This is a genomic window from Heyndrickxia shackletonii, assembly GCF_001420715.1.
Taxonomy (GTDB): domain Bacteria; phylum Bacillota; class Bacilli; order Bacillales; family Bacillaceae_C; genus Margalitia; species Margalitia shackletonii.
On the sequence record NZ_LJJC01000004.1, the window covers coordinates 1,266,268 to 1,292,138 of the forward strand.

General features: G+C 33.4%; 29 protein-coding genes, 1 tRNA gene and 1 pseudogene. 28 read left to right on the forward strand and 3 right to left on the reverse strand.

The window, feature by feature from the left end; all coding sequences use genetic code 11:
* Positions 1–143, forward strand: a pseudogene (locus tag AN964_RS27030) (group II intron reverse transcriptase/maturase); the annotation flags it as partial.
* A 111-nt stretch (positions 144–254) separates the two neighbouring features.
* Here the strand turns inward: AN964_RS27030 and clpP are convergent.
* Positions 255–854, reverse strand: coding sequence for an ATP-dependent Clp endopeptidase proteolytic subunit ClpP (gene clpP, locus AN964_RS05905; RefSeq protein ID WP_055738813.1), 600 nt, complete (start codon positions 852–854; stop codon positions 255–257).
* Between the two features lie 245 nt (positions 855–1,099).
* Here clpP and AN964_RS05910 point away from each other — a divergent pair.
* From AN964_RS05910 to AN964_RS06010, 22 genes are all read left to right on the forward strand, one after another.
* A tRNA-Arg gene (locus AN964_RS05910) sits at positions 1,100–1,171 on the forward strand.
* Between the two features lie 118 nt (positions 1,172–1,289).
* Complete coding sequence (locus AN964_RS05915) at positions 1,290–2,303, forward strand: tyrosine-type recombinase/integrase (protein WP_055738814.1); 1,014 nt, start codon at positions 1,290–1,292, stop codon at positions 2,301–2,303.
* Between the two features lie 20 nt (positions 2,304–2,323).
* Positions 2,324–2,446, forward strand: a complete 123-nt coding sequence (locus tag AN964_RS25335; protein ID WP_083489236.1) for an anti-repressor SinI family protein — start codon at positions 2,324–2,326, stop codon at positions 2,444–2,446.
* Positions 2,436–2,684, forward strand: coding sequence for a hypothetical protein (locus AN964_RS05920; protein ID WP_055738815.1), 249 nt, complete (start codon positions 2,436–2,438; stop codon positions 2,682–2,684). The genes AN964_RS25335 and AN964_RS05920 overlap by 11 nt, the downstream gene beginning before the upstream one ends.
* Positions 2,685–5,396: 2,712 nt before the next feature.
* Entirely contained in the window at positions 5,397–5,654 is a 258-nt protein-coding gene (locus AN964_RS05925; RefSeq protein ID WP_055738816.1) for a BhlA/UviB family holin-like peptide, read from the forward strand.
* Complete coding sequence (locus tag AN964_RS05930) at positions 5,654–6,064, forward strand: hypothetical protein (RefSeq protein WP_055738817.1); 411 nt, start codon at positions 5,654–5,656, stop codon at positions 6,062–6,064. Before AN964_RS05925 ends, AN964_RS05930 begins: the two co-directional genes overlap by 1 nt.
* A 9-nt stretch (positions 6,065–6,073) precedes the next feature.
* Positions 6,074–6,451 carry a hypothetical protein gene (locus AN964_RS05935; protein ID WP_055738818.1) on the forward strand — a complete coding sequence of 126 codons (378 nt, stop codon included), beginning with the start codon at positions 6,074–6,076 and terminating at the stop codon, positions 6,449–6,451.
* On the forward strand, positions 6,452–6,730 hold the full coding sequence (locus AN964_RS05940; RefSeq protein ID WP_055738819.1) for a hypothetical protein: 279 nt from the start codon (positions 6,452–6,454) through the stop codon (positions 6,728–6,730).
* Between the two features lie 11 nt (positions 6,731–6,741).
* Entirely contained in the window at positions 6,742–7,164 is a 423-nt protein-coding gene (locus AN964_RS05945) for a hypothetical protein (protein ID WP_055738820.1), read from the forward strand.
* A gap of 74 nt (positions 7,165–7,238) precedes the next feature.
* Positions 7,239–8,108, forward strand: coding sequence for an SU10 major capsid protein (locus AN964_RS05950; RefSeq protein ID WP_205603480.1), 870 nt, complete (start codon positions 7,239–7,241; stop codon positions 8,106–8,108).
* A 78-nt stretch (positions 8,109–8,186) separates the two neighbouring features.
* A complete protein-coding gene (locus tag AN964_RS05955; protein WP_055738821.1) occupies positions 8,187–8,366 on the forward strand; it encodes a helix-turn-helix domain-containing protein in 180 nt (59 codons plus the stop codon).
* 260 nt (positions 8,367–8,626) lie between these two features.
* Positions 8,627–9,514, forward strand: coding sequence for a hypothetical protein (locus AN964_RS05960; protein WP_055738822.1), 888 nt, complete (start codon positions 8,627–8,629; stop codon positions 9,512–9,514).
* Positions 9,515–9,660: 146 nt separating this feature from the next.
* Positions 9,661–9,825: a hypothetical protein gene (locus tag AN964_RS26640; protein WP_163258622.1), complete on the forward strand. Its 165-nt coding sequence runs from the start codon at positions 9,661–9,663 to the stop codon at positions 9,823–9,825.
* Positions 9,826–9,873: 48 nt separating this feature from the next.
* Positions 9,874–10,836 (forward strand): hypothetical protein, encoded by a 963-nt coding sequence (locus tag AN964_RS05965; protein ID WP_055738823.1) that lies wholly within the window; start codon positions 9,874–9,876, stop codon positions 10,834–10,836.
* A 296-nt stretch (positions 10,837–11,132) separates the two neighbouring features.
* Positions 11,133–11,324, forward strand: coding sequence for a hypothetical protein (locus tag AN964_RS05970; protein ID WP_055738824.1), 192 nt, complete (start codon positions 11,133–11,135; stop codon positions 11,322–11,324).
* Positions 11,324–11,722, forward strand: coding sequence for a hypothetical protein (locus tag AN964_RS05975; protein ID WP_055738825.1), 399 nt, complete (start codon positions 11,324–11,326; stop codon positions 11,720–11,722). Before AN964_RS05970 ends, AN964_RS05975 begins: the two co-directional genes overlap by 1 nt.
* 45 nt (positions 11,723–11,767) lie before the next feature.
* Complete coding sequence (locus tag AN964_RS05980) at positions 11,768–13,378, forward strand: terminase large subunit (protein ID WP_055738826.1); 1,611 nt, start codon at positions 11,768–11,770, stop codon at positions 13,376–13,378.
* A 54-nt stretch (positions 13,379–13,432) separates the two neighbouring features.
* The gene (locus tag AN964_RS05985) at positions 13,433–14,770 is read left to right on the forward strand and encodes a phage portal protein (protein WP_055738827.1); all 1,338 of its coding nucleotides are present in this window, start codon (positions 13,433–13,435) and stop codon (positions 14,768–14,770) included.
* 476 nt (positions 14,771–15,246) lie between these two features.
* On the forward strand, positions 15,247–16,062 hold the full coding sequence (locus tag AN964_RS05990; protein WP_055738828.1) for a putative periplasmic lipoprotein: 816 nt from the start codon (positions 15,247–15,249) through the stop codon (positions 16,060–16,062).
* Between the two features lie 61 nt (positions 16,063–16,123).
* Positions 16,124–16,468: a hypothetical protein gene (locus tag AN964_RS05995; protein ID WP_055738829.1), complete on the forward strand. Its 345-nt coding sequence runs from the start codon at positions 16,124–16,126 to the stop codon at positions 16,466–16,468.
* 132 nt (positions 16,469–16,600) lie between these two features.
* The gene (locus AN964_RS06000) at positions 16,601–17,167 is read left to right on the forward strand and encodes a hypothetical protein (RefSeq protein ID WP_055738830.1); all 567 of its coding nucleotides are present in this window, start codon (positions 16,601–16,603) and stop codon (positions 17,165–17,167) included.
* Positions 17,168–18,091: 924 nt separating this feature from the next.
* On the forward strand, positions 18,092–18,463 hold the full coding sequence (locus AN964_RS06010) for a hypothetical protein (RefSeq protein WP_055738831.1): 372 nt from the start codon (positions 18,092–18,094) through the stop codon (positions 18,461–18,463).
* Positions 18,464–18,805: 342 nt separating this feature from the next.
* On the opposite strand, the gene AN964_RS25340 is transcribed toward AN964_RS06010, so the two are convergent.
* Both AN964_RS25340 and AN964_RS06015 read right to left on the reverse strand, forming a co-directional pair.
* The gene (locus AN964_RS25340) at positions 18,806–18,901 is read right to left on the reverse strand and encodes a YjcZ family sporulation protein (protein ID WP_083489237.1); all 96 of its coding nucleotides are present in this window, start codon (positions 18,899–18,901) and stop codon (positions 18,806–18,808) included.
* A gap of 324 nt (positions 18,902–19,225) precedes the next feature.
* A complete protein-coding gene (locus AN964_RS06015) occupies positions 19,226–20,263 on the reverse strand; it encodes a phosphodiester glycosidase family protein (protein WP_055738832.1) in 1,038 nt (345 codons plus the stop codon).
* Between the two features lie 261 nt (positions 20,264–20,524).
* On the opposite strand from AN964_RS06015, the gene rpoN reads away from it, so the two are divergent.
* From rpoN to AN964_RS06040, 5 genes are all read left to right on the forward strand, one after another.
* Complete coding sequence (gene rpoN, locus AN964_RS06020) at positions 20,525–21,856, forward strand: RNA polymerase factor sigma-54 (protein WP_055738833.1); 1,332 nt, start codon at positions 20,525–20,527, stop codon at positions 21,854–21,856.
* A gap of 116 nt (positions 21,857–21,972) precedes the next feature.
* Complete coding sequence (locus AN964_RS06025) at positions 21,973–22,215, forward strand: glutaredoxin family protein (RefSeq protein ID WP_055738834.1); 243 nt, start codon at positions 21,973–21,975, stop codon at positions 22,213–22,215.
* Between the two features lie 139 nt (positions 22,216–22,354).
* Complete coding sequence (locus AN964_RS06030; RefSeq protein ID WP_055738835.1) at positions 22,355–23,377, forward strand: sugar-binding transcriptional regulator; 1,023 nt, start codon at positions 22,355–22,357, stop codon at positions 23,375–23,377.
* A gap of 65 nt (positions 23,378–23,442) precedes the next feature.
* Complete coding sequence (gene gap, locus AN964_RS06035; RefSeq protein WP_055738836.1) at positions 23,443–24,450, forward strand: type I glyceraldehyde-3-phosphate dehydrogenase; 1,008 nt, start codon at positions 23,443–23,445, stop codon at positions 24,448–24,450.
* A gap of 214 nt (positions 24,451–24,664) precedes the next feature.
* Positions 24,665–25,849, forward strand: a complete 1,185-nt coding sequence (locus AN964_RS06040; RefSeq protein WP_055738837.1) for a phosphoglycerate kinase — start codon at positions 24,665–24,667, stop codon at positions 25,847–25,849.
* The last annotated feature ends 22 nt before the right edge of the window (positions 25,850–25,871 follow it).

A 25,871-nucleotide genomic window follows, 5' to 3' on the forward strand; every position in this document is an offset into this window, starting at 1 on the left:
CATACGAATGGGGAAACTCTAGAAAGAAATATTGGAGAATAGCCAGAAGCCCAATCCTACAGAAAACCCTCACAAACTCCTATTGGGAGATGCGAGGGCTGAAGAGTCTTTATGTGAGATATTCTCAACTACGTCAGACATAAATGGAACCGCCGTATACGGAACCGTACGTACGGTGGTGTGAGAGGTCGGGGGTTAGTCACCTCCTCCTACTCGATTGTTTTTGTACTAAGAAACAAACTCGTTTCAGCTTTTTATTTTTTAGAATCTAATTCATTACGAGTAATAATTTTATCCACTAATCCATATTCCAAAGCCTTTTCAGCAGTCATAAAGTTATCGCGATCTGTATCTCTGCTGATTACGTCTAACGGCTGACCAGTGCGTTCTGAAAGAATTGTATTTAGTTTTTCACGTAAAAACAGAATACGTTTCGCAGCAATTTCGATTTCCGTTGCTTGACCTTGGGCACCGCCAAGTGGTTGATGAATCATAACCTCACTATTCGGTAATGCAATCCTTTTTCCTTTTTCACCAGCAGCAAGTAGGAAAGCTCCCATCGATGCAGCCATACCAATACAAATTGTTTGTACATCTGACTTAATATATTGCATTGTATCATAAATTGCCATACCTGCTGTGATGCTTCCACCTGGGCTGTTGATATAAAGGGATATATCTTTTTCAGGATTCTCGGCATCTAAAAACAATAATTGGGCAACGATGGAGTTTGCCACTTGATCATCGATGGCACTGCCGAGCATGATGATACGATCTTTTAACAATCGGGAATAAATATCATAGGCACGTTCACCGCGATTAGTTTGTTCAATAACTGTAGGGATTAAGTTCATACTTTCTCCTCCTCACATTTTTAATAATTCAGGACTATAAGAACCCGAATGGTTTTTAAGGAAAATTCATCCTTATGTAATTAACATCATACACTAATGGTCAATAAAGGTCAAACGATTCGCTTATATTTCTCAAAAATTTATTCTTTATTCATCATTAACAAAAAGTATTCATTTTAAACCATAAAATAGCTTGCAATAAACCGATTTCTAGACTATAATTAAAAACCGTACAGTTCAATTTTGCCCTCGTGGTGCAACGGATAGCACGTAAGATTCCGGTTCTTAAAATGGGGGTTCGATTCCCTCCGAGGGCGCTAATAAAGGTGTTTATTTTACAGTGTTTCTGCGATATTTAATTCGTGGGAACACTTTTTTTGTGTTCAATTTTAGCCGATTTTTTTTATTCAAAAATACCACGAAAAGTACCACGTAGTGCAAAAACTCCTTACTAAAAATAGTAAAGGAGGTATCCCCATTAGACGTAGAAAAGAAGTTACCAAAATTGAAGTAAAAAAAGTAGTTGAAAATGTTTCTAAAAAAGAAATTCCTACATCTAATTTTCAAAATGCTTCCCAAGAATTTTTAAAACATTGTCGCATAAAAGGTTTATCTATTGATACCGTAAAGTTTTATCAAAAAGAATTAAAACAAACTATGAGAAGTTTTGCAGAAATTAATGTGCCAATAGGGGATATACGCAAAATTAAAACTCCCCACGTTGAAAATTTTATTGAATATCAACAAAGTTTAGGTCGTGCCATTAATACCATTAATTCACGGCTTAGGGCAGGAAGAACATTCTTTAACTTTTGCTTGAGAAAAGGATATATCAATTCCAATCCTTATGAGGGTGTTCCACAACTGAAAAAACGTCATGAAGTAGGGGCGACTTTTACAAAGAGACAATTAAAACTTTTACTTGAAGCACCAGATGTAACAACATTCGTTGGTCTGCGTGATCTAGCTGTAATGCTTACCTTTGCTCATACAGGAATACGCTTAACGGAATTGACCTCCTTACGTGTACAAGACGTTTCTTTTGATGGAAAGGGTGCTATTAATGTTCAGCACGCTAAGAATCGTTATGCTCGAAGAATCCCTCTTACAAAACGTTTAAAGGCAGTTTTACGGGCTTATATCGAAGAACGTGGAGCATTAGATACTGATTCATTATTTATAACGGTAGAGAATCAGCCAATTACAGGAAGATCGATTCAATGTAGATTAAAACATTATGGACAACAAACAGGAGTTATTAAACAAGTAAAAGTAAGTCCTCATGCCTTCCGTAGAACGTTTTGCCGATTGAAAGTTGAAGCAGGTACAAATATTTTCGTTCTGCAACGTTTAACTGGTCATCACTCCTTAGAGATATTAAGGCGATATGTCGAGATATATGGAACGGATTTAGAAAAAGCCATTGAGGATGGTTTTGACGGACTATAAAAAATCAAAGGAGAAATCAAATGCCCCTAGATCAAGAATGGTTGCTACTAATACTTGAAGCAAAACATCAAGGTCTAACAGTTGAGGATATACGAGAATATTTACAAGAAAATCAAAAGGAGAAAATCGAAGATGACAACTAAATTTAAACGTTCCATCATTCACTATTCCAGTGTCAGAGATATTGAAATGGTTATCGAGGAATTGTTCGAGGAAATAGATGAAAAAATATCTGATTATGAACAAAAGCAAGCCAAATACCAATTAGAGGGTTGTAACTTCCTATCAGATGAAACACATGGGAAAATCATAGGACTATTATTAATGAAGTGTTACTTACGGGACAAGTTATCAGAAGTAAGGGAAAGATATAAGCCTTGAAAAGCGAGAAAGCAACAAATCGCTGTACTCTTACTACTACAAGGGATTGAGAGTGGGGTAGTCTATTTTTATATATGGAAGAATGAAAAAAATATGTAAACAAATTGAAAATCGCTAAATCCATTGATATTACTAGGTTTATCAACCTATTAGTCTATTTTTATACAATGGAATAAACAGAAAAATGACTTAGAAGTATTCGCAGTACCTCTAAGCCAATAAGTTTTCATTCAACTAAAACTGAATAAGAAACATCCTATTCCCCTATATTATAAAATTTAAAAAAATATATTGCAAGGGGTCTAGTTTCCTATTGTCTTTTTTAGGGTGTTTCAGTGTGAGTTGCCGATAAACACACTATAATAAATTTCGTAAGGTAATGACCCTGCCAACGCATAAAAAGGGGATAGGACACAATAAGCACTTCCCTATTTATGCTTGTGTCTGAATGGTGAGGGCTACCATTAAGTGCTGATCGAAGGAAGGATAGGAGTATATATACTCGCAAGACATTCACAAGTAATTGCTAGTCCAAATTTTGGACAACCAATGAACCTGCTAGGGCTATCTGTTGCAGTAGGATGTTAGGATGAATAATCCTCGACGAATAGGGTGTTACAAATACGGATACCATAACCCGATATACAAAAGGAACAGTCGCTTGTCTATTGTCACTTGATTATTTTTTATCATCTGACAGTAGGCAACAACTATGCCCAAGCCGTTTTCCATACACCTCAACCAAAAGTATCAACCCCTAAAACCTAAGTCAAGTTTATTTGCCAAAATTCCTAATAAATTATCATGAAAAAATGAAATGGAATGTTAGGGTAGTATGGTTGGTAGGGGAGGAATTACAATTTGTAGATCATGATTAATTATAAGGAATACGGAGAAAGAATGGATGTTAGCGTTTGTCTTGTTATATATCAGAATAGGGGGAACGGTAGCGAAAAACTTGGTATATATCAGAATAGATATGTGAAGTAGTTTTTGGTTATTTATCAGAATAGAAATTAAGAACAGTTGATGTTATTTATCAGTATAGATATAATAAATTGAAAATACCCTGTATGGGTATATATAAAAAGTAGACAAATAGAAATCGCTTGAACCATTGGTACATCAACAACGTATCAATATTTGAATGTGAAAGATAGAATTTTAATGCTTATTATTTCCTTGCTTTTCAATGGTTTTGGCTAGGTATAGGGGTATATTTTCCTTAATAGTCTATAAAGGAAGAAAATGTCCGACAATAGAAACTCCGTCAACCCTTGATATATCAACATTGTTCAAATATAAGGAATAACCATAGGTGGATAAAACCCTTTGTTATCAACGTTTCTAATGGATTTTTCTTAATTCACCCTAAAGGAAAGAAAATAGCGTTATAAATTGTAACGGTTTAGAAATCGCTCTAACCCTTGATATATCAACATTCTTCCTAAACTTTGAGAAAGTCAAAACGCTGAATCTCTTGGGAGAGTAAGGATACAGCCATTTTTCATGGATCGTCGTTAAAGGAATAATAATAGTACTAGAAGTTTAGAAAATCGCTAGAATCATTGATATATATATGGAATAAGACAGTATCTTCTAAAAAAGTATTATTTGAAAAGTGACTCAACTCTTACAGCGCCAACGGTTTAAGCGTTTTTCAATGAATTGTCGTTAAAGGAAAGAACAAGTCAAACTTAACATGAGAAAATATAGAGAAAAGAAAAAGCGTTATAAAAATTAAGTGCTATTTTCTTTGATCTAATGCGTTTCTTAATAAACTTTCAGATTCTAAATTTCCTAGAATCCTATAGTACCAACGGTTTCAGCGTTTTTCAATGAATTGTCGTTAAAGGAAAGAACAAGTCAAACTTAACATGAGAAGAATACAGAAAAAAATAAATCTTTTGAAGTTTAGACATTCCTCAATCCCTTGTATATCAACGGATATAGCGTTTTTTAGTTTTTCTGTTACTATGATAAGATATAAAAATATCACACTACCTAAGCGAAAAATTCAGCAATCCCTTGCGACTGTAAGGCTACACCCATTTATATATTTTCTGTTACTAAGGTAAAGAAAGCAAGAGAATATGGAAAAATACTAATAGTAGAAAAAGCGAAAACGCTTGAACCCCTTGTGACTCTAAGGTTTACTCCACTTTTGGTTTTTCTGTTACTATGATAGAGAAAACAAAAAAAGGAAGAAAAGTAGAATGGTATTTATCAGTATAGGTATCATTTAGAAAATTAGTGAAGTAGTTTTTTGGTATTATCAGTATAGAAAATGTCCAAGTTTAGAATGGTATTTATCAAAATAGAATACAAAGTGTAATTTTCATTGAGTGCCATAACCTATGACATTGAATGAAGGTCTACACCTTCTACCAGATTTATTCATTGTTTGACCTCACCTTTCTTTTGGGTAGTCATTTGTGACTACCTCTATTTTTTTACTCATAATTTTGCATAGGGATGACTTGGCGGAAAATATCGCTTAGTCATTTTTATATAATTTTTTACTCATAATTTTGAATGAAGATGGCTAGGTATTTTGTCTAGCCATTTTTATATATATTTAATCTCATAAATATTAATCAATTGGAGGAATGTAGAATGTTAGTGTTAATTGAACTTATTGGTTTTGCAATCTTTTTTGCAGTGGTACATCATGACTTCAAGAAATTAAAGAATGATAGGAGGTAGGGGAATGTGGATTTAGGAGGTATTCCATTAGAATCTTTCATCAAAGAGGGCATATTTTGCCTTTTATTTATTTGGTTGCTTATCACACAAAAGAAGGAATCAAATAATCGAGAAGAAAGACTAATGAATCACGTTGAAAAAACAACAGAAACATTAGATGTACTAAGTCAACGTATGGAAAATGTATCTAGTAAAGTAGACCATATTGACACAAGGCTAAACGAATTTGAACAACAAGTTAGTAATTTAAAGGAGGGTAAATAATGGCTGAAGTCACACAAGACGCTTATGTTGCACTAAGAACGTATATCACATCTAATTGGAAAACTGTATCACTAAAGGATGATACAAATAGAGAAATTAAACGACTTACATACGATAGCTCAAAGGTTAAATGGACACATACTAAAACTACAGAACAAGTACAAACAGGTGTCAACGACTTTGACGAACCGATATATGACTATGTAGAAGTCGAAAGCAATCAAACATTAGAATTAACAATTACTCTTACTGGTGCTGATTTTTCTTTACCTTCAACAATTAGTAAATCAGTCATCCTTGACAGTAATAATAAGGAAATCAGCGTAGAAAGTTTTCAACCTTTTACTTTTGAAAATGCAGGAGATCAATTAACTATTAAGCACAAAATACAAGTACCTGCGATTGCGTAGGTGATTAATATGCAAATTGATTTAGTTTCTTATATTTCCTCGATTTATTCCTCATCAAGTCATGATAAAGAAGTATTAAATTTGAAAAATGAAACAGTTGAATTAATATCCTCTATTAATCATCTTGTTTCAGAAGTAGAAGTGCCGAAAAAACAAACGATAGTAATTGAATCATATGTATCAACAATTAATGGTGCAATAGTCAAAAGTGGTAATGAAATACAAAACGTTACTATTTCCTTGTCATCATTTGTAAGCCCTATAAATGGCGAAATTGACGTTAGAATTAAAATAATACCTAATGTAACAGTTTGCGAATTAAGCACCATAGAGGGGCAATCTAGTTGCTATTACATAGAAAATCCTTCATTTGTGGAGGTGATTTAGATGTTACAAGGGGACACAGTAAGATTGCAGTGTCATTTTAAGACATTTGACGGAAAGTCAGTCGATCCAATCGACCTTAAATTGACTATTTATAATAGTAAAAAGGAACAAATTGAACAAATACCATTAGATGATACTCACAAAGAGAATGTGGGTATTTTTTATTACGATTACAGTCCTGCCAGTGAATTGAACGAATTTATTTTCGAGTTTGCTGGCAGTGTGCAAGACAAACCTATCCTTAGTAGAGGAAAGGTAGAAATTAAATTTAATCAATAGGAGGTCACAAAATGGCAGAAGAAATCAGTTTTACACAGGAACAACTAGATGAAGCAATAACCAACGCAAAGAATGAATGGGTTGAAAAGGAACTTAATCCAATAGTTGCAGAAAGGGATAATTTGCTTCAATTCAAACCTAAAGACTTATCAGATGAAGAAAAAGCCATTCAAACTAAGCAACAAGAATTGATTGATAAAGAGATTCAACTCGAATTGAAATCAGCAGGACTTGAACAATTTGCAGGTGTTGTCAAAGTGACGAATACTGACGAATTAAAAACAGTGATTGAATCACTTAATACTATTGTCAATGACATTAAGGTGTCACTAGGGTATATTCCCGATAATCACAAGCAAGTTACCGCCTATGACCAAGCAAAACAAAATGGAAATACAAAAGGGATGATTAAGTCACTATTCGGATTGAATTAATAATCTGATTGGTGACTTTTTTATATTAATTAAAAATATTGGGCGACGACCTACGTCAGAGGAGAATATTTAATATGACTATTTTTACAAGTAAAGATTTTGTAGTAGGACAAAACTATGACATGAAAGATGTATTAATTGAGGTAAATAAGAAACAGAATCCATTTACTACTTTCTTACTATCTAAAAGTGTAAAGGCGACAGCACCACAAGTACATTGGATTACTGAAGAAATTGCAGATTCAGCAGTAACACTTGGTGAAGGTGGAAATGCACCGGATTTCAAAAAGGATACATTAGCACCAAAAGACAATTATCTTGAAATTTTTGCTAATACCGCAGTTGTAACAAATACGGCTCAATATTCTACTGCTAAAGGTATCAGTGACTTATTAGCACATGAAGTTGATAAGAAATCAAAGGCAATCAAACGTCTAATGGAACGAAAGTTTTTACATGGTGTTAAAGGGTATGATTCCGCAACTCAAACTTATACAACAGATGGTATCCTAACTCAAATTAACGCAGATCATCAAATTAAAGGTGCTTTGACTGGTGACGCATTTGAAGAAATGATTGGTAAACTTTATGACGCAGGAGTATCAGATAACCTTATTGTATTCCTTCCTGCTCGTATTAAGAAAGCATTAACTGAATCAAAAGTAGTTGAACACTTTGCAAAAGATAAGTTTCTAGGTTTTGACATTGACGAGTATGTAACTGTATTTGGTACGGTAAGGTTCGCTTTGTGTGAAGAATTAGGAAATAACAAGATGTTTGCAGTAAACCCTGACTACTTAGAAATGCCTGTACTTATTCCTTTCCATGGACAAGTAGAAGCAGTTAGTGGCTCTAAACAATCTGTATTCTTAGAAACTCAAGCAGGTGTAAACCTATTGAATGATAAAGCAGCAGCAAGTTTTGAAATTGTAGCAAGCAAATAATTATTCTATACATTACTAGGAACGTTCCTTCATTATTTGGGGGAGCGTTCTTTTATTTAATCAAAAGGAGAAAAGAGGATGAATGAAAAGGATGAGTATTTTCTAAAACGCAGACATAAGAAAATCAGTATGCAGAAAATAGCAAGTTACATTGGCTGTTCACAAAGTCTAATATCACGTTATGAGACAGGGAACTGTCAAATGTCAGATTACAAGATTGAAATGTACAAAAAATTTATAGATACATACGAAAAATAATTCCCAAAAATATAATCAGAAAGGTAAGGTGACACAGTGAATAGATTTAGAAATTCGTCTTAACCACTCCTTTTATTTCATAGATGACCGTTTGAAGAAAAATTGAGGAATACACTTCAAACAAATATGGTCGAGGAATAAAAGGAGGAATCTGATAGTCAAACTATTGGCTGTCAGAGGTTATTGACGACAAATAATGTTGTCATAGGATGTTTACAGTTAAAAGGCAGTGGGAGATTTTCCAATCTTTCGCTTATTAAATGAAACAAGAATTAAAAGAGAAATTCCAAGAATGGACAAATGAGATTGATAATACATACAGTTTGATTTTAACAAATGATTTAGATTCATTATTTACAGTTGCAATATTACGCTTATTATTCGGTTGTGATGTTGGAATGTTTTATGATTTTCATAGACTATATAGTAACCTAGAAAAATTTGATAAATCAAAAATAATAGGTTGTGATTTAGCTATTGAGGATGAAGAAACTCGCACATTCTGTAATCATGTAACAAGAATGTGGAAGGATGATAAAGTCAATCCAATGTCAGCCAATCTAAACAACTTCGCTAAAGGTGTATATGGTGGAGGTTCTATTCAATCTACAACTTATTTCCGCAAATACAATGGTTCTACTTTATTAATGGTTTTATCATTGTACGGTGTATTTGATAAGTTAATACTTCCTAATCATACTGAATTAACAGAGGAACAAAAATTAATATTAGTATCAATTGATTCATACTTTTGGGGTGCATATCATCCTAAGCATTATGAAGCACATAAATATTTTTACATTTGGCAAAAAGCATTAGGGTTAGAAATGTTCAATGACTTATTTAATAAATATACTAAGTCAGAAATTATGAACTTTCAGCGTGAACATAGACTCAAAGGAAGTATATTTGCTAAAGGGAATAATGATACATACGAATTAGGAACAGGATTAGACATAGGATATTTACAAGAGCAATTCCCAATGTTGGACTTTTCACTAGCTACATTTGATAGATATTGTGAATTTGATAATCCAACAAAGGAACAATTTTATACTGGAGATTCTAAACACGATCTAACTGGTCGTGTTTTTTCTATGGCTGTAACTAATAGAAATGAAGTTAAAGTTACAAGATTTAAAGACTAATACAAAAGGATAAGGGGAGGATGAAATATCGCCCCCTTTCCAAACTATTTACGAACATTACATAATAAATTATAATAAAATTATGCTAAAACACGAACGTTAAATCAAATAAAATATAAATTATTCGCATATAGGAGGATAAAATCATGAAAAACTACTTTTTCTGTTACACAAAGAAAGTATCTGATTATCTTAATTCACAAGGATTTGAATACATAACCGTAGCACAAGACCCAAAGAGTAAAAAGATATTCTCACTTTATTACATAGATGAACAATTACAAAAAGCACTTTCTGAATATCAAAGATAATTAATCCAATCCAAATAATAAAATCTTAATATAATCGGAGGAATTAAAATGAAATTTGAAGAAATTGAAAAATACTTACGTTTTAATGAGCAGGAAACAAATATTTATATCCCTAATGAAATATTTAAAGATTTACAGAATAACTTCAAGAAAACTAATCACATTCCTGTAGCGTATTCCTATTATTATCTCATTTGTTGGCTATACAGATATGCTAAGTATGGAAGTTTTAACATTGACAATAAGAAGATTAAAGAGATATTAGGGTATCACCAAGATTCAAAAGGTATCGACTATATAATGAAAAAGGGTGGTGTACTCGATCTAATGGAATACACTATTACACAAAAGGATTATCCTCTTTCTTGGAGATATGACAAGTATGATGGCTATGGTTTAGAGTTTGAAATGTTAAGTGAGTTCCCCGAAGAAATACAAAAGACATTAAAAGAATTACAAAGTAGAAAATATACAATTAAATATCCAGTTAAAGCATTTCACAGAAGTAAGGAATCAGAGGAAGATAGTTATGAAGATGGTACATTCTTCGAGGTTGATAATACCCACTTAGTACCATTTGAAGTTTTTATGTTCTGTATGAGCAAAAAGGAAATTGGTTGTACAGGATTCTATTTATGGAGTTACTTGAAAATGCAGAATCAAAAATTTGTAAATGGTTATGATGTTGCAATGCACCAATTAGCCATTGATATAGGACTACCCAAAATGACAATGGTTGACCATCTCAAAACATTAAGACAATACAATATGGTAGGTGTTATTCATAATCAAGAATACTTCTGCCTATTACTTGATGATGGTAAAAGGAAAGCCAATACATACAAAACAAATGAATATATAACTTTTAATGATAGTCCACAAGATTATGAGAAAATAAAAGTTGTAGAATCAAGGGAGTATATTGATCTGATGAAGGAAGAAGCCGAGAGAAGTAGAATGAAGATTCAAGAGGGTAGGATAGATATTTCACTAGACCAGTTACCATTTTAACCCATTTTTAATTAAAATTTTGAATAAGTTATAAATCCGTCCTACATATAATATAAGAGTATACGACTTATGAATATGTTAGTTGTCAGTTTCAATTATAACTAATCAACTATAAATTAAAAATTATATAAATATTCATACAATCTTTAATCTATATTAAGTATAGGACGAAAACATAACTTATTCAAAAATTTATTAGTATATGGGATTAATTGGAAGATGTAATTACAGAGGATAGGTGAATTATTACCTGTCCTTTTTTCTATTCAAATATTTAATCAATGGAGGAATTTATTATGAAATTATTCAGCAAAAAGCAATCAGTAAAGGAAATTGTAAGTGACATGAAGGTTAATATTGATAATATGAGTTATCATGCTTATGAGTTGCAAAAGGGAATTAATCACCTACAGGAACTTATTGACGAACGGTTCAAATTGTATGATGAAGCATTATCCATGATGGACAAAATGGATGGTGAAAAGTAATGAATATTTATGAAGCATTGCAAAATGTATCCTATAAAAAGCAGGAGTATTTCAAATGGAAACATGATATTCGTTTCAATCAATCAATCCCTAGAAAGTCAGAAGAAGAATTTTTAAAAGTTGTTGATTTGAAATCATTAAATACCTTCCACAGGTGGGAACGGACTCAAGAGTATAAGAATTTATTATTGCTACTATTAGAATCTAAAGTAGCTAATGATTTTGATGAAATATATAGAGTTGTAACGGATAAGGCAAAAGAGGGAGACGAGAAATCTATTCGTCTCTTTTTGTCTATGCAGAAGGATATTCAATCCAATGCGAAACTCGCAGCACAAACATTTACAAGTGTTGATGATGAAGAAGAAACAGAAGATGATGATTTAGATTTAAGTTGATGGGGGACTATATTTAGTCCTCCTTTTTTTATTGGAGGTGAGTAGATGGCGGTTAAAAGTAAATCAGTAACAAATAAAAAATTAGATAAGGTCATGAAGGACTTCCGTTTGTTCAGTAAAAACTTTATCAAGATTGTAGATAATGATGGTGAAACAGTACCGTTTATTCTTAATCCTGAACAGGAACAATTTATTAATGAAATGGGAAAGTACAATGTTGTACTTAAAGGAAGACAGATTGGGCTGTCAAGTCTATGTTTAAATTTGATGATATTTAATGCAGTAACTAGACCTAACACTAACTATTTGATATTAACCCATCATAATAAGATTAGTAAGGATTTATTCAAACGTTTAAAATTTAGTTATAAGAATCTACCACATGATAAATACCCCGACTTATTCCCCAAAGTTGAAATGGATAATAGAGAGGAATTTATATTATCAAATGGATCAAAAATTGTTATTGGTACTGCAAATGGTGAAGATGTAATATCGGGTGCTACATGGGATATTATCCAACTTAGTGAGATGGCAAAGTATCCTAATAGCGAAGTTATGGAAGAAATACTTTCAACTTCAATCCCAGGATTAAGGAAATCAAAAGACGCTAAAATTTTGATAGAAAGTACCGCATTAGGTTATTCATTTTATACCGATATATTTATGAAAGCATGGAGAGGAAATTCTACATTCACACCATTCTTTTTTTCATGGCTTGCAGAAGGTTATCATAAACAATTCAAAAATTCATTTGATGAAGCAGAAACTTACTATAAATTACATAATAAGGGTAAAAGATTATCCTATGATGACCTTGAACATGATGAACGAATACTTAGAGATAAATACAAGGCAACTTTTAGACAGTTGATGTTTAGAAGGTATTACATAGAAACTAATAGTTTAGAAAAGTTTATGCGTGAGTTTCCCACTACTCCTGATGAAGCATTTGCAGAAAGTAATAACGCTGTATTTGATACTAAAAAGATACTTGAGCGTTTACAAAATGTTATTCCTCCACTTGAAACTAAGGAAATATATGAGGAATTGCCGGAAGTATTAAAACCTTATATCAATAAGAATCTATTCATCTACCATCTACCTAAGAAGGGTACAAAAATGTACTCGGGTGTTGACGTTGCTTCGGGTACAGGTGGAGAGAATGATAATTCTACAATGGCTATATATAATGCAGATGGTCAACAAATGGCTTCATTCTTTGCAAATGATGTTCCTGTCTATAAGTTTGCGGAAATCGTGAACAGTTTAGGCAGGTTTTTTAATTATGCGTTTATTTGTGTGGAAAGAAATAGTTATGGATTGCCATTGTTAGAGAAGTTACGGAAAGAATACGGTTATTTGAATCTATTGAAACAGAAGATATTTGACCAAAAAGGGAAAAAGAAACTCCAACTAGGATTCATGACCACTACAACTACAAAGCCAATTATCATTAATGATTTAAAGGAAAACTTTGAACTAGGCATGATTAACATAGAATGTGTCGAGACACTGGAAGAAATGAAGATTTATCAAGAGGTTAAAGGAAAAATGGGTAATAAAAAGGGTGCTAATTTGCATGATGACTTGGTTATTGCTACTGCTATGATGTGCCAAGCCATGAAACAAACTAAATATTATGTGGATATTTGAGGTTAGGTTCAGCCAAGAACTTAGCCTTTTTATTTTGTAAAGGAGGAATAAGAATTGAGTGATAAATTAGATCAGTACATAAAAGCCAAGTATGAAAATAAATCGGATTGGTTTATTGAAGAAGTACAATCCATTTCTAATCAGCAACGTGTATTAGATGTAATAGCTAAAAAGAATTATCTAAACGGTGAACATAAGATTAAGCAGACACCCAGTTATAAATATAATGGGAAAGAGTTTAATCCAAGACGAATTGTATTGCAGTATGCAAAAACTTTACTATCATTTCAGCAAAATTATCTGCTTGGAAATCCCATTACATTTACAGGGAATGAAGATGTTGTGAAGGAATTTCTTAGAGTTAATAAGCAAGGAAAATATAATAGATTAAATCAGAAGATACTTGATAAGGTGCTGAAATATGGTTCAGTTGCAGAGTACGTTTATTTGGATGGTAAGGTTATTAAATCCAAGTTGATTGATGCTAGTGAGGGTTATCCTGTTTATGATAATGAGAATAGTCTAATAGCGTTCATTGAAGCGTATGTTAGTGACGGAATCAGTTATTATACTGTATTCACTGATAAGTATGTGGAGAAATATAATAATGATGGTGGAACTCTTAGATTGGTAGATAGAAAGGTATCATTAAGTGGATTGCCTATTGTTTATCATAATGACAATGAGTTATCAGATGTAGAGGGTAGAAGTGAATTAGATGATTGGATAGAGATATTGGACAGTATGGAGGATTTAATAAGTAAGTATACTGATTCATTCTATAAGTTCATGAATCCAATTCCAGTAGCAATAGGACAGCAATTAAAAGGTGATGGACTACCTAGCAATATTGTAGGTGGTGGCATTACATTAGATGATGGTGCTGACTTTAAGTTTGAAGGGAATAAGTTGGATTATAAATCCTTTGAAACGATCTATAAGACGTTATTGCAATCGTTATTAGATACAAGTAGTACACCTGCTGTAAGTATGAATAAGACAGACATAAGCAATTTGTCGGAAGTAAGTTTAAAACTACTGTTCTCATTAGCGGATGAAAAGGCAGGGTTAAATGAACAATTCATGCGTGAAGGTATTGAACAGAGGAATGAGAAGATTAGAAAGTTGTTAGCATTACAGGGAGTGACATTTGATGAAGAATCATTTGATACTTTGGACTTCGTGTTTCATTATAACCAACCTTCTAATGATAAAGAAACGATTGAAAACCTAGAGAAGTTAAATGGTATGGGGGCTATTAGTTTAGAAACGATATTGGCTAAGAATCCTTATGTAAATGATGTGGCTACAGAATTAAAAAGGTTGTCCAATGTGGATAATAAAAAGGGAAATAACGAGGGAAATAATCATAATGATAAACAGGTCAGTTAAATTGACATGAATGGGTGCGAAGTTTAATAGAAATGTTGTAGTGTCAAGGTTAGATACTTTACATACTATATTAAACTTCACGCCCCTGTTATTATATTTTTTGTTGATTTTTTTAAAATAATGGGTTAGAATTATTGTCAACTAGAAAATTTTCTGAAAAATAGGCAAAGTTGAGTAGTACCAACACTTTTGGGGGTATGAAAGATTGCTACCTATAACAATGATTATGTTAACTTGGCTAATCCTTATCATAATAAATCTTAGATACAGGATAAGATACCTATTTTTTGGAAGAAATTCTTATAAAATTTTGCTTTTATTAGAGTATTTAATAGGATAGCCGATACCCCAAAGTCGAAAAATCAGCCCCCTAGCATACCATTTTACACACCCAATAAAAATATTCATAAATTTCAAAGGATTCCCATATTTTATATCGAATGTAATAGGTACAAAGATATAAGGGGGAAGATGAAATGAGGAAATTTTGGGTAGTTTTTTTATTTTCATTATTATTAGTAGGTTGTTCTGCTTCTGGTAAACCAAGTAATGTGAGTGATGAAATATGGAATGGTGGAAAACAGTACACTATTTACATAAATAAGATTGTGGAAGAAAAAGGGGAAGCAGATGATAACTTTAATGATACGTTACTATCCTTTCTCTCTAGCAAAAGTGAATCAGAAATGTCTAGTAAGGAAAGAGAAATTGTGAATAATTTAAGATTTTTAAATCTTAATTTTCTTAAAGTAAGAATTGCTCAATTATCAGGTGGAGATACAAAAGAAAGCCTTAAAGAATATAATAAGTATTATGACAAGATGGAAAAAATATATGGAAAATCGAATTTAGTTGCAAGTAATTTAGATGAAGATTTTATTAAAAAATCCCTCGTCACTCAAGTTACCAAAAAAACTGCAAATGATGAAGGTATTAAAGAAGCATATATGTCTGAGCAAAATTTATCATTGACTGCAAATGAAGTTTCATACAATATGCCAAATAACTTAGATAAACCATTCTTCATTGAGGGTGAAGTAAAATTATGTAATTATTACAATTATGGATTTACTAATGAAAAAGACTTGTTTTGTGGTCAATTAACTCCAACCAATGGGAACTATTCTGATTCATGGTATTTATATTTTCATAGAGAATCTTTTGATCCACTTTATCAGAAATTGATTAATGGTGGGACTTCTGAAGTTATGGTTACTGCTATTATTCCGAGTAGAGCATATCAAAGTGGTCAAGGTAACATGGCAAGAGTAAAACATATCCAGTTTAAATAATCAAATTCTCACTCCATAAAGTTATGGAGTGTTTTTAATTTTACAGAAAGGAATGATATAGATGAATAACCTTCAACGTGTCCAATTAGAAACAAAAGGGGTAAAACTAGATCAATCTGAATTAACCATCTACCTACAAGAAAACGACTTGCAGCCATTTGAAGAATATAACCCACAATCAGCAACAAATAAACGGAATATTTACCGTTCAGCATTGAGCGTATTAGAAAGTATCGCTTCATCTCCCGACACCATGAAGTCATATAAGATGGATGATATTACAATAAGAGATTTTCACGCAAAAGTATTGAATCAGATTGACAATTTAGAACGGAAAATAAGGCAAATGAAAACGGACGACCAGCTACAAGGGGAGTCTAACTTTTTCATGTTGTTTGCGGATTAAAAAAGGGCATTGCAAATTTGCAATACCTAAAAGGATAGTTATAAAAAATTGTCAAAATCGACAACAATTTAATGTAATTTTACAATAGTGGAAATTGTTTGTAAACAAAATAGTACAAAAGGAGGTATATAAATGTTTAATCTAGTTGATGACTTCCAATATATATTAGATAGTTTAGGTATAGATGTTCAGATTAATGCAGTATCTACAAAGGCAGTAATAACTAATACACCTGTTAATGCTAATTATGATGATAAGAAGATCAATACACTTGATGTAATTAAACGTGGTGATAAGGTTACCTATGAAGATGGAGTGTATTTAATTATTTCAGAAATTAATGGGGATAGATACGGAAAATATAAGGGATTAATGAGGAGAACTAACTTTATTATTCCTATTAAAGTAGGTGAAGAAAAAGAATACGTTGGAACTAATGATTTTGGTGAACCCGTTTATAAAATTACACCTGTTAATGTAAATGAAGAATGTATAGTTGCTAATCAAACAGCGTCAGTTGAAAACGGTTCTATTAGATTACCAAATGGAAATATTGATTTAATGTTCCAAGACAATGAGAATACGAAGAAAATCAAATTGAATGATAAATTCTCAGTTTCAGATCAATATTATAAAGTCATTGGATTTGATAATACTGAAATAGGATTAATTATTGTAAAGTGTGAAAAGACTACCTAATAAATAATTGACAAGATTTTCCCCTTCATTTACTATTAGGGTATAGATAAGGTTCGTTTTTGTACTAAATATTATGCAGTAGAAACACTGTAATTGAAAATAAACATTTATATATCAACGTCTATCGGATATTTCAAAAATTAGTGGTGCAACGGATAGCACGTAAGATTCCGGTTCTTAAAATGGGGGTTCGATTCCCTCCGAGGGCGCTAATAAAGGTGAAAAACACTTGTAAATTTTTATAAGTGTTTTTTTTTATTATAATGATGATGAGAAAACGTTAACGTTAAGAAAAGAAATGTAAGACAAACATTTCAGCGAAGCGCATCCCTAATGTTAACACGAGTAATAATAACTTAGAGTTCCGTCTAAACTACAATACAATTCCATCATTATTCTTCTTTTACCTGCAATAATTTAGATGTTTTTCTTCAAGTGCTTGCGTATTCTTATAATTCCTTCCTCAATTGCAATTCAAACGCGAGCTCTATTATAAGTATTTTAGTTTCGTAACGATTCCTTTATATGATTCTTTCCGTATTCGTTCAAAAATAGTTGATATTCTCCTATAAAAATGAAGCGGCTCAATGAATGGATTACTAAGATATTACCAAGACCTATTATAGATTTCATTTTTTGATATTCAGGTCTTTACAGAATCTTTATCGCAAAAGATTCTATTGCATCCATATTTCTCTAGTTCCTCAATCTGTCTATCTAAATTTTGATATTTAGAACTTTAGAAACCGTACCAAACCAAAATAGAGATATTTTAAGGGAGATAATCATTCCAAAAGATACAGTTGTAAAAGCTGAATATACTTAAGAGTTTGGTTGGGTATTTGAATACCAAGGAAAGAAATGCTGGCAATATAATTATAGTATTGAAGATATTATTAAAATAAGAAAATAGGGGTGATTTAAATGTCAGAATTAAAATCATGTATAATATATGGAATTAACGTTGTTAATGAGAACGGAGATTTGAGTTACGACGCTGCAAATATTATAAGCTCAATAGCAGATAAATATGATGGAGTTGAAGCAAGATGGGCTGGAAGAAACGGTCAAGAACCATCATATGTTGTAATTGGGATTGTATTAGAAGATTACACTGAAAATGATTCATGTGTAGTCTTGGAAGAGCTTCTTCAAAAAGAAAAGGTAGCAGAAAGAACTTTTCCAATTCTACCAATCCTTAGAGACGTCGAAAATCTTTATAAAGAGCATGATTGTCTTAAAAATGTGGATTATGATAATATACCTTACACAATGATAATACACACTGAAGATTAAAGTTTTAAAAATATTTTAATTTTCGTATATATTTATGGCTAATTGTGAAAAGAGATACCGAATAGTATGGAACAAACACAAGAAGCAACTCTTTCCTATTTGAAGGAATAGCTTGAATAGGTGTTTACCTCAAAGAAGTAATAATCGTGGAAGTTTATCGTGATACCTTTTTAGAGTAACATCACTAATAATAGTTTTATATACTTTTATCGAACCCATGAACTAATCATCAAAGGGTTCTTTTTTTATGTGGAATAATACCCTTTTGTAAATTGGCTTCAACTTTAGTAGCAATTGCAAAAAGGTAGAAGCATCTAAAAGATGCTTCTATAGCAGTGAAAATTAATAAACATAGGAAGTTCCAACGATTATGAGCAGTATAAATAACACTACTATTAGAGCAAATCCAGCTCTGTGGTGATGATGTTCTTTGCTCATCTTTAGAACACCCCCTTGGTTATAGATATATTTAGTTTATGTTTTTTACGCAAAATTGCTTGTACTTAAGGACAAAAATGAAGAATTCATACAGGTTTTACTTTAAAGGATTATGTGTAACAGAAGTTAGTAGTGGCAATAAAATTTTTCGATTTATTTGGGGAATTTAGTGAATGATTGATGAAAATTAAAAAGGCGACTATATAGTCGCCATGTAGAAAGTTTGCGGAAAAATAGGAAATTATTCCACAAATGTTAGTTTACCATACTTTGTAATTTTTTACATTAGCTTTTTGAATATCTTAACAAAATGATTAGAAAAGGCTAGTGCGGAATAACTACCCAAGCATTAGGTAAATATCGCATACCGACAGCTGTATCCGTAGCGGGCTTTAACAGCAATTGTCCATTATGGATCATCGTTGTGGATCCTCCGCCATCCATTGCAATGGCATTAGTTACTTGATATTTCTCAAACATCTGGGCCATGTCAGACATGGACGCGCCGCGATGTGTCTTATTCCAATAAAATCGGCCATCCGTGATAATCATGATAACATCTCCGTTTTTCGCTTGGCCAATGGCAGTGCGCGGCGCCCAGCCCCACGCTCCATCAATTGCAGGAGTTACTCGATTAACTCCATTCACAATCAATTGTGGGCCAAAGCTTACCGCATCACTTACGCCTAAGTTCAGTAATTGATTGACAGAATATTTACCGGTTATGAATTGACCGTCTTTTAGAAAACCTCCTACAAGCTGTGGGATATTTCGATCTCCCTTTGGTGAAGCTAGGACATTTCCCTGACTAATAACAATTCCAGTCGCTTTTCCCCCCGAGCCAGTTCCTCCGCGATCCACAAATCCTCCTCCATTAATACCAGCAATTCCTTGATTTTCAGATATCAATTCGGAAAGTGCTTGACCTTTATCAGGCAGTCTTGATTGCACTAAATGAACCGTTGTTGGATCTGAAATGACCAAAATTTTTGCCGTATAGTTTGCTGTATCAATGGTATCCTCGTGAATATTCAATTGTTTACTTCCAATGTTATTAATGCTGTCAACTGCTGTCTGGACAGTTGGAGGATGATAAAATGCTTTTTTCAACTTATCGATCTCTGATTGTGGGAGTAGAAATCCCATATATTTCACATATCGGGCATGCTGCGTTGATAATACTGACCCGACTAGCATTTTTCTAAATTGTAAACCTTGATTTGTACCATATAAAAAACCGCCTCCTATGATGAAGACAGAAACAAAAACAATTGTAAAAACTCTCCAAAAGCGTTTCCTTGCTTTTTTTCGCTTTCGTTGAATACGAGAGCTTGTATTAACCTTATTTTTTAATTCATCCATGATGATTCTCCTTATTAAGAATGAAAATAAGTCAATGTACCAGTATATTGTACCTACAAAACATCCAAACTGCCAATCTACTTTTTGGAATTGGTAATAAAAAAGTACTATATATTATTATAGGAACTTTCTCTTATAATTTCATTAAAATATAATAAGAATTATACGGTAACAATAGCCAATAAGTATATCCTTAACAAAAAAGAAATATACGAATCCACTATTCTAGTGTAAAATAAAATCTAGAAAGGGGATGTATGGATGGATTTACAAGCAGGTTTATGGCAGCAGCAAACATTAAAGCTGACCATGACACAGGAATTGAAACAAGCCATTGAAATTTTACAATATTCAGCTCAAGAATTGTCTTCTTTTTTAGAAACAAAAGCGCTGGAGAACCCCCTTATACAGTTGGAACATTCCAATATAAAATTAATGGATCCTCATTTTGATTATACAAAGAAAAGTAAATTTAGAAAGATCGAAAAAGATGACAGGGATTGGGTGCAGCAAATTGCCAAAAAGTCAGGTTCATTACAGGAATACTTACTATTTCAGGCACATTTGAAAGCGCTAACAAAGACCGAAAAAAAAGTGATATATTGCCTTATTAATAGTCTTGATGCAAACGGGTATTTGAGCATTGAAAAAGAGGAACTAATAGAGACACTCGGTGTGGATGAAGAAGCGATATCAAAAGGAATTCTTTTTCTTCAATCACTTGAACCTGCAGGGGTCGGTGCGCAAAGCTTGCAAGAGTGTTTATTGCTGCAGGCAAAAAAAGAAGAGAAATGTCCGAAGCTTGTTTTTGATATTCTTCAAAATTACTTTATGGAATTTGCAGAAAAAAAGTGGAAAATAATATCGAAGAAACTGAATGTTGAAATTCAAAAGATTCAGGAAGCAGCTGATTTTATACAAACTCTTGATCCGCGTCCTGGATCACATTTTATTACGGAAAAACCACAGTATGTTTTGCCTGATTTAATTGTAATGGGTAATCAAAATAAACTAGATGTTTATTTATTTGAAAAGCATCTACCAAATGTGCAATTTCAAAAGGAATATTATACAATGATGTCAGCCTATAAGGATGTTCAGGTGCAGCAATTTTTAAAGGATAAGAACTATGATTTTCAATGGCTAATGAAAGGATTGGAACAGCGAAAAGAAACGCTCTTAAAAGTCGGCCGCTCGATTTTACAGAAACAAATGGATTTCTTTCATAAGGGAAAGGGATATTTAAAGCCGATGACCATGAGAGAAGTAGCGGATGACATAGGAACGCATGAATCCACGGTCAGCAGGGCGGTTCGAGAAAAATATATCCAAACCCCCTTTGGAACTTTTGAGCTTAAGCATTTTTTCTCTGCGGCTTTACATAGTGCAGATGAAACGAATGCATCAGCTGTTCAAGTAAAGGATAAAATAGTCCAATTAATTCAGCAAGAAGACAAAATCAAGCCCCTTTCCGATCAAACGATCGTCGAAGCCCTGCAACAAGAAGGCATCACTGTTTCGAGAAGAACAGTAGCGAAATACCGGGATCAATTGAATATATTGCCCTCATCTAAAAGAAGACGGTTTATATAAGAAATGCTCCAGTGGCTAGCCAATAGACATTGGAGCCAAACACAAACCATACTAGTAAAAAACTATTTGTTAAAAATGTATTCTTTCTTATCCATTAATGGAAGGAGACTTATTCGTTGCAGCAAGTTGTGTTCTATACAAGAGAGAAATGCCAGCTTTGTGAAGATGCTAAGCAAATTCTGAACCTTCTTCAGGATGATTATTTATTTGAGGTTGTAGAGAAGGATATTGAAAGCAGTGATGAATGGACGGAAAAATACGGACTAATGATACCGGTAATTGAAATCGATGGAGAAATTGTTCAATATGGGCAAATCGATCCTTTTACAGTAAGTAAACGTTTGCAACAAAAAAGTTGATGCATCATAGTTGAATTATAAAAATACCCCTGCTAAAATAAAAAATGTAGCAAGGGTATTTTTTTTCGGATAGATGGGACACAATATGTCTATACGGGACACTTTTTGACCCAGAGAATAACAGAAGGGGCCATACTAGATGTACTCATTAATTGAGGTTCAAAAAAAATTATTACCCGATTTACTTTCTATTATGCAAAAAAGATATCAAATCCTTAGGTCTATTTATTTCATGGAGCCGGTCGGCAGAAGAACGCTCGCAGGTGAGCTTGGCCATTCTGAACGAGTTCTTCGCAGTGAAGTGGAATTTTTGAAAGATCAAAAGCTGATTACCATTCAATCTTCCGGAATGAGTGTGACAAAGTTAGGATTAAAGCTTTTACAGGATATGGAAAGTATGATGAGAGAGATTTCGGGGATTAATGAAATGGAAGAACAATTGAAAAAGATATTGAACCTTCAGGAAGTTGTTATCGTCGCTGGAGACAGTGATGAGACCCCATGGGTAAAAGGTGAACTCGGAAGAGCTTGTGCCATAAGAATGAAAGAACATCTTGATGGGAAAAATATCATAGCTGTAACAGGTGGCACAACCATGGCGACGGTTGCTGATATGCTGACAACCGATTTTGCCGAGAAGGAAATTGTATTCGTACCCGCACGCGGCGGTATTGGTGAGGATGTAAAAAATCAAGCTAATACAATATGTGCCAAGATGGCTGAAAATACTGGTTCGCAGCATCGTGTTCTTTATGTGCCGGATCAAGTCAGTAAGGAAGTATATGAGTCTATAGTAAAGGAGCCAATGATAAAAGAGGTTCTAAGTCTTATAAAAAATGCCAATATGGTTCTTCACGGTATTGGTGAGGCTTATACAATGGCGAAAAGGCGCAAAACAAAAGAAGAGGACATGGAGAAAATTACCGGTGGTCACGCTGTTGGGGAAGCATTCGGATATTATTTTAATGAAGCCGGCGAAATCGTACATAAAGTGCCGACGATTGGTCTTCAATTGAAAGATTTGCCGAATGTGCAAAATGTATTTGCCGTTGCGGGCGGAGCATCCAAAGCAAAGGCAATTAAAGCATTTATGAATGCTACCACCAAATCAACCGTATTGATAACGGATGAAGGTGCGGCAAAAGAAATACTTAACTTATAGCTTTTAAAAGGGATTACCCTTTTGAAAATACATTATTTGTTTATTATCCAAAGGAGGAAATATAAATGGCAGTAAAAATTGGTATTAACGGTTTTGGTCGTATCGGTCGTAATGTTTTTCGCGCAGCATTAAAAAATCCTAATGTAGAAGTTGTTGCAGTAAACGATTTAACAGATGCAAATATGCTTGCACATCTTTTACAATATGACAGTGTTCACGGAACACTTGAAGAAAAAGTTACAGTAGACGGAGACAGCCTAGTAGTTGGCGGCCACAAAGTGAAAGTTCTTGCTGAGCGTGAACCAGCACAACTTGGCTGGGGCGATCTTGGAGTGGAAATCGTTGTTGAATCAACTGGTCGTTTCACAAAACGTGCAGATGCAGCTAAACATTTAGAAGCAGGCGCTAAAAAAGTTATCATCTCTGCACCTGCAACTGATGAAGATATCACAATCGTAATGGGTGTTAATGAAGATAAATATGATGCTGCTAATCATAATGTTATCTCAAATGCATCTTGTACAACAAACTGCCTTGCACCATTTGCAAAGGTACTTCATGAAAAATTCGGTATCAAACGCGGTATGATGACTACAGTTCACTCATACACAAATGATCAACAAATTCTTGATTTACCGCATAAAGATTACCGTCGTGCACGTGCAGCAGCTGAAAACATTATTCCAACAACAACTGGTGCTGCTAAAGCAGTTGCACTTGTATTACCTGAACTTAAAGGAAAATTAAACGGTATGGCAATGCGTGTTCCAACTTCAAACGTTTCTGTAGTTGATTTAGTTGCTGAACTTGATAAAACAGTTACTGCAGAAGAAGTTAATGCTGCATTGAAAGAAGCTGCTGAAGGCGAATTAAAAGGTATCTTAGCATACAACGACCTTCCATTAGTGTCTAAAGACTACAATGGTGTTCCTGCTTCTTCAACTGTTGATGGATTATCTACAATGGTATTAGATAACAATATGGTTAAAGTTCTTTCTTGGTATGATAACGAAACAGGTTATTCTAACCGTGTAGTAGACTTAGCTGATTATATTGCTCAAAAAGGACTATAATATCCATTAATATGACACATTAATTCAATATATGTGTTATACTTTTTGAAAAAATGAATGGATATTTAGAATCCCTACATCTATAATAAAAAAGGGAGCATTAGGGGAGAGGGGAACATTCCCCACTCCTTTTTTTATTAAAATGCTTTGAAAATTGTTGGCTTAATGCTAACAATAATCATTAATATTTCCTTAATAAAGGAGGCAAAGTAAGTTGAATAAAAAATCAATCAAGGATATCGATTTAAAAGGAAAACGTGTATTTTGCCGTGTTGATTTCAACGTTCCGTTAGAAAATGGAAATGTTACGGATGATACACGAATTCGTGCTGCATTGCCGACGATTCAATATTTAATCGACCAAGGCGCAAAAGTAATTCTTGCCAGCCACTTAGGACGTCCAAAAGGAAAAGTAGTGGAAGAGTTAAGATTAACTCCTGTTGCAAAACGCCTTAGCGAGTTACTACAAAAAGATATTCGTAAATCAAATGAAGCTTATGGAGAAATTGCCAAGAGCGATGTTGACAAACTAGAAAATGGTGATGTTCTTCTTCTTGAAAATGTTCGCTTCTATCCAGGCGAAGAAAAAAATGATCCTGAGCTTGCAAAGGCATTTGCCGAATTAGCTGATGTTTATGTAAACGATGCATTTGGTGCAGCACATCGTGCGCATGCTTCCACTGAAGGTATCGCTAAGTTCTTGCCAGCAGTTGCAGGATTCTTAATGGAAAAAGAATTAGAAGTACTTGGAAAAGCATTATCAAATCCTGAGCGTCCTTTTACAGCCATTATTGGCGGAGCGAAAGTAAAAGACAAGATCGGTGTAATCGAAAATCTTCTTGAAAAAGTCGACAACTTAATTATCGGTGGCGGTTTAGCTTACACATTTGTAAAAGCTAAAGGATATGAAATCGGTAAATCCTTATTAGAAGAGGATAAAATCGAATTAGCTAAATCGTTTATGGAGAAAGCAAAACAGAAAAATGTGAATTTCTATATGCCTGTTGATGTTATTGTAGCAGATGATTTCTCTGATTCTGCGAATAAAAAGGTTGTATCGATTGAAGAAATTCCAGCAGACTGGGAAGCTTTGGATATTGGTCCGAAAACGGTTGAATTATATAAAGATGTCATTCAAAAATCAAAGCTTGTCATCTGGAATGGACCGATGGGTGTATTTGAATTAGATTCCTTTGCAAATGGAACTAAGGGTGTGGCCCAAGCACTGGCTGATGCAAATGATACATATTCCGTTATTGGCGGTGGAGATTCTGCTGCTGCAGTTGAGAAGTTCAACTTAGCAGATAAAATGGACCATATTTCTACAGGTGGCGGTGCATCCCTTGAATTTATGGAAGGTAAAGTTTTACCGGGTGTAGCGGCATTGAATGATAAGTAATTCTCATGGTAGAAAGGAAGAT